We start from the raw sequence: 3638 nt of genomic DNA on the forward strand, positions 1-3638 counted from the left end.
TGAAAAAATGGCCTAAAACACTGTCAACCCCTAAATGATAAAATTTAAAAATATTTTTTACGCAGCCTTGCCGAAAGGACACGACTTAACTTCAAAAGCAGTCTGTTTTTAGCAATGGCATTATCACGGTAGGATGTATTCATAAAATTCACCTGATGTAGAGTCGATTAGCGGAATCGGGAAATTCGCGAAACAGCAAGAATGTAAGCCCATGCGGTAATGCCCAGTACACAATGGATAGCAGTGTGCGGATAGGTAATCCGCCAAACTTATAATGCATCAGTGCACTTAAAACAGCTCCTATCATAAACAGTTGATAAGAAAGCCCTGTCAAAAGCCCAATACCGGTTAACAAAAAAAGTGGCAAACCCGTGGTAATGGGTATGCCGGCGATCTTTGGCTCATCAGAGAGCATGAAAGTTTGATAATTTCGTTCCATTATTTCAACGCATAGTTAGTGAATATCATCAACACAGGAACCCCTGCTAAAACCGCAATGTTTTTGGTTTTCATGTATGCATAGGCACCAGCAAGTCCTTCAGCTAAGAGGATGAAATAAGGTGTATCTGATTTGGCGCCAAAGGTTGCAGCAACCTCATCCTTAAGCCCTGCCAAATGGTTGGTTGCTGCAAAACCTAAGTCTGGAAAGAGACATGCGACAATGAACCCCAGTATTAAAACTGGGGTTAGTTTTTCAAAATACATATATCCTTTAAGGCTTAAATCGTTTAAAACTGATGAATTACTCATCATTTTCTCCTTTTTTGGTTAAAAAAATCCCATGAGCTCTTATATGTGCTCATTTTTTATTCTTTAAAATGGTAATTGGTTTAATTGTTATCAAACGATATTGAACAGTTTATCTATCTATAATTTCTCCTTTCTGCATAAGAGTTTTTCTTACTAATTGATTGTTCTCCTTCACTGCGGTCATTAACTGAGATAAGTTTTGATTGACCTTTTGAACTTCATAAAACAAAGCAGTGTACTTGAGTTGTTCAGTTACTTCAGGAACACTCATATAAAGGGCAATTAACAATTGGAACAGCTTGTCGGTCATCAAAATGTTTTTAAACAGCTCTACTTCTTTTTGTCCAGATCCATTGTCTTTAAACAGTAAATAGGAAGATTGGTTCATTTCTTCAATAATCTGGTTTGCCTTATCTAGATTTGCAGTTGATGCATAAGAACAATGAATAGCTAATGGCAGAGCCGTAACGCAGAAAAAAATGGTTATCTTCTCAATCGTCCTTTGTTTTATTTTGTTAGTCATTAAAAATCGCAGCATCATTTTCCCCTTGATTATTCTGTTAAAATTTTCTTAGCTCTATTCATCATGCTTATTTTTCTGTATTTGGTATTAGATTTTGTGTGATGATTTTTTTTTAAATAAATTTCCTCTCTATCAATATCGATACTTGATGGTGCATGAATACCAATACGAATAATGCCGTTATCAGCATTGAGTACTTTCATTTGAATCACACCATTACCAATTAATATTTGTTGCCCAATTTTTCTTGTTAAAACCAGCATCATGTTCTCCTTTTTTAGTTATTTAGGTTGAAGAGGGGTGTTACGAATTTCGTCCTCTAATTGTGTTACTTTCATTTGACAACTTTTTACAATTGCTTCGAATTGATCTTGCATCGTGCCCGTTTTACAATTAAGCAATCGCCTAAAATGCCTTAGATCTCCTTGGGCAATATGCAGTGCTGCGTGCAATTGATTGAGGTTTGGTTGCTCATTACCCGAGATTTGTTTTTTAGCGTCCTTACAGCACTGCAGCATTTGTGGTAGAGTTGGCGGCAGTTCATAAAATTCGCGGCAAGACAGGATGGCTTTTGTGAGCACCGCATCGCTATACCCTCCTAACGCGTCCTGCCATTCTTTTTTGGCGAACTTTAAAAATGCCTCATCCTTAAACTGACTTCGCCACACATGCCCATAAAAGGCAGCAAACTTAGAAAATAAGAGGTCAATGCGTTTTTCTGCCTTATCTGAATTGCTTGAGTTCGATAACATTGGTTGGTTCATCATCGGTGTCAACGGGCGGGGAGAATAAATCTGCTGTGTGCTCTGGTTTTCTATTATTTTTTGTATGCTTTGCATGTGCGGTCTCCTGTAATGCGTCCGTTGAACATTCATCTTCCCAGCAGCGTTGGATTAACCAATTGGCTGGGTATTTCCATGGTGGTATCCAAGTTCCAGCTAACTTCATGGATTCAACATGCTGGATTTGCTTTTGTAAGGCTTGAATGAGTTTGCCAAATAACGAGGAATTTGGATTTAGTGCCTCGAAGGCAGCTTGTGCTTTGTGTTTTGATTTTTTCTCTGGGTAAAGCGACCAAAATTTTTCGAATTGCGATAATAAATAAATATAATTATTGTCTTTTAGAGGTATGGCGGCTTTTGATAGTTCCACTATGTCGGCTTTTGAGGGACAAATGTCAGAAAACCCAATATCCACAATGTGTTTCTCTGGCGGGTTTATGGCGGCTTTGCATGGCGGGTTTGTGGCGGCTTTATTTTGGACAGAAAAAGCTCTTGTAGCGATTCGGCATTTTAAAATTAAATGCATCTCATCCGATTGCACTTCAATGATTCCAGCACGCACCAATCCAGCCACCGCACGCCGTACCTGATCACGTGAAAAACTTTGACTTTTTATACCTTGATGTGGCTCGACATGCAGTTGTTCAGAGATGGATTGATAACTTATGCGTCTTTTAATTCCAACTAATCCTGTTTTAATGTCCATGTAGGGTCTTATTCCTCTAAAATAAGTCAGCTGTTGAACATGTGGCAAACCGCTCATTGCTGCTAGTTCCTCTGAGTTAATTATTAAATCCATTTTGCTCACTTTATTTAATCTTGTCGTTTTAATATGCGTCTTGTGAGTCTCGTTCGCAGTTCCGTTTAAACCCAAGGCTCAACGGATTTAGTCGTAACGACGGCCGACTCCCAATATTCTGTAACCTAGCATTTATAGAGTACGAGATAATGGTAAAAAATTCAATTAATTTTTTACCATAAAAGTAAATATTTTATGATTGATAATGACCGAATTATTATAGTGCTTTGTATTTTGATATTTTTTATATTCTTGTCTTGGTAAATTTTTACCAAGATTAATTAACTATTTTGGTATATTATAGAATGAACATGCAATTAAAATAACTTATTGATATATGAACAATCCTGTAATAGACAATGTTTCATCCCCTGAGTCTCGGGGCAAGAGAATAAGATTCATACGCGAGCATCTCCTGTCTTTTACACGAGAAGATTTTTGTCGCGATTGTAATTTTACGGCTCAATCATTAAAGGGATGGGAATTGGCTTGGGGAGGGGGGTTATCACAGCAGGGCGCTGTAAAAATCGTTAAACGAGCCAAAGAGTTAAATATTTATTGCACAGAATCATGGTTAATGCATGGCATTGGTAAAAATGCGACAAAAATCACAAAAGATTTAGATATCCAAGAGGGTGATGAAAGCCACATAGCTAAAGAATTACTACTATTCAGAGAACTACAATACTCTATTGACACGGTTATAAAAGATGATGGCATGATCCCTCTCTTATACCCTGGGAATTATGTTGGCGGTATAATAGTCAACAACATTGAGAGTGCC

The 3638-nt window shown here is 37.5% G+C and carries 6 protein-coding genes and 1 pseudogene; 1 reads left to right on the top strand and 6 read right to left on the bottom strand.

Going from position 1 to position 3638, the window contains the following annotated elements:
- Positions 1 to 148 precede the first annotated feature (148 nt).
- The 6 genes from traL to Lani_RS13370 all read right to left on the bottom strand — a co-directional run bounded on the left by traL (position 149) and on the right by Lani_RS13370 (position 2854).
- On the bottom strand, positions 149 to 439 hold the full coding sequence (gene traL, locus Lani_RS13345) for a type IV conjugative transfer system protein TraL (RefSeq protein ID WP_019235610.1): 291 nt from the start codon (positions 437 to 439) through the stop codon (positions 149 to 151).
- The gene (locus Lani_RS13350) at positions 439 to 750 is read right to left on the bottom strand and encodes a type IV conjugative transfer system pilin TraA (RefSeq protein ID WP_019235609.1); all 312 of its coding nucleotides are present in this window, start codon (positions 748 to 750) and stop codon (positions 439 to 441) included. The genes traL and Lani_RS13350 overlap by 1 nt, the downstream gene beginning before the upstream one ends.
- 109 nt (positions 751 to 859) lie before the next feature.
- On the bottom strand, positions 860 to 1291 hold the full coding sequence (locus Lani_RS13355) for a hypothetical protein (RefSeq protein ID WP_136344277.1): 432 nt from the start codon (positions 1289 to 1291) through the stop codon (positions 860 to 862).
- Positions 1292 to 1302: 11 nt separating this feature from the next.
- Complete coding sequence (locus Lani_RS13360; RefSeq protein ID WP_317851292.1) at positions 1303 to 1539, bottom strand: carbon storage regulator; 237 nt, start codon at positions 1537 to 1539, stop codon at positions 1303 to 1305.
- Between the two features lie 15 nt (positions 1540 to 1554).
- Positions 1555 to 2025 (bottom strand): hypothetical protein, encoded by a 471-nt coding sequence (locus Lani_RS20810; protein WP_019235606.1) that lies wholly within the window; start codon positions 2023 to 2025, stop codon positions 1555 to 1557.
- Positions 1997 to 2854 (bottom strand): hypothetical protein, encoded by an 858-nt coding sequence (locus Lani_RS13370; protein ID WP_019235605.1) that lies wholly within the window; start codon positions 2852 to 2854, stop codon positions 1997 to 1999. The genes Lani_RS20810 and Lani_RS13370 overlap by 29 nt, the downstream gene beginning before the upstream one ends.
- A 484-nt stretch (positions 2855 to 3338) precedes the next feature.
- Here Lani_RS13370 and Lani_RS20405 point away from each other — a divergent pair.
- Positions 3339 to 3638 (top strand): annotated as a pseudogene (locus Lani_RS20405) (hypothetical protein); the annotation flags it as partial.

It is taken from the genome of Legionella anisa (assembly GCF_001467525.1).
In the GTDB taxonomy this organism is placed as follows: domain Bacteria; phylum Pseudomonadota; class Gammaproteobacteria; order Legionellales; family Legionellaceae; genus Legionella; species Legionella anisa.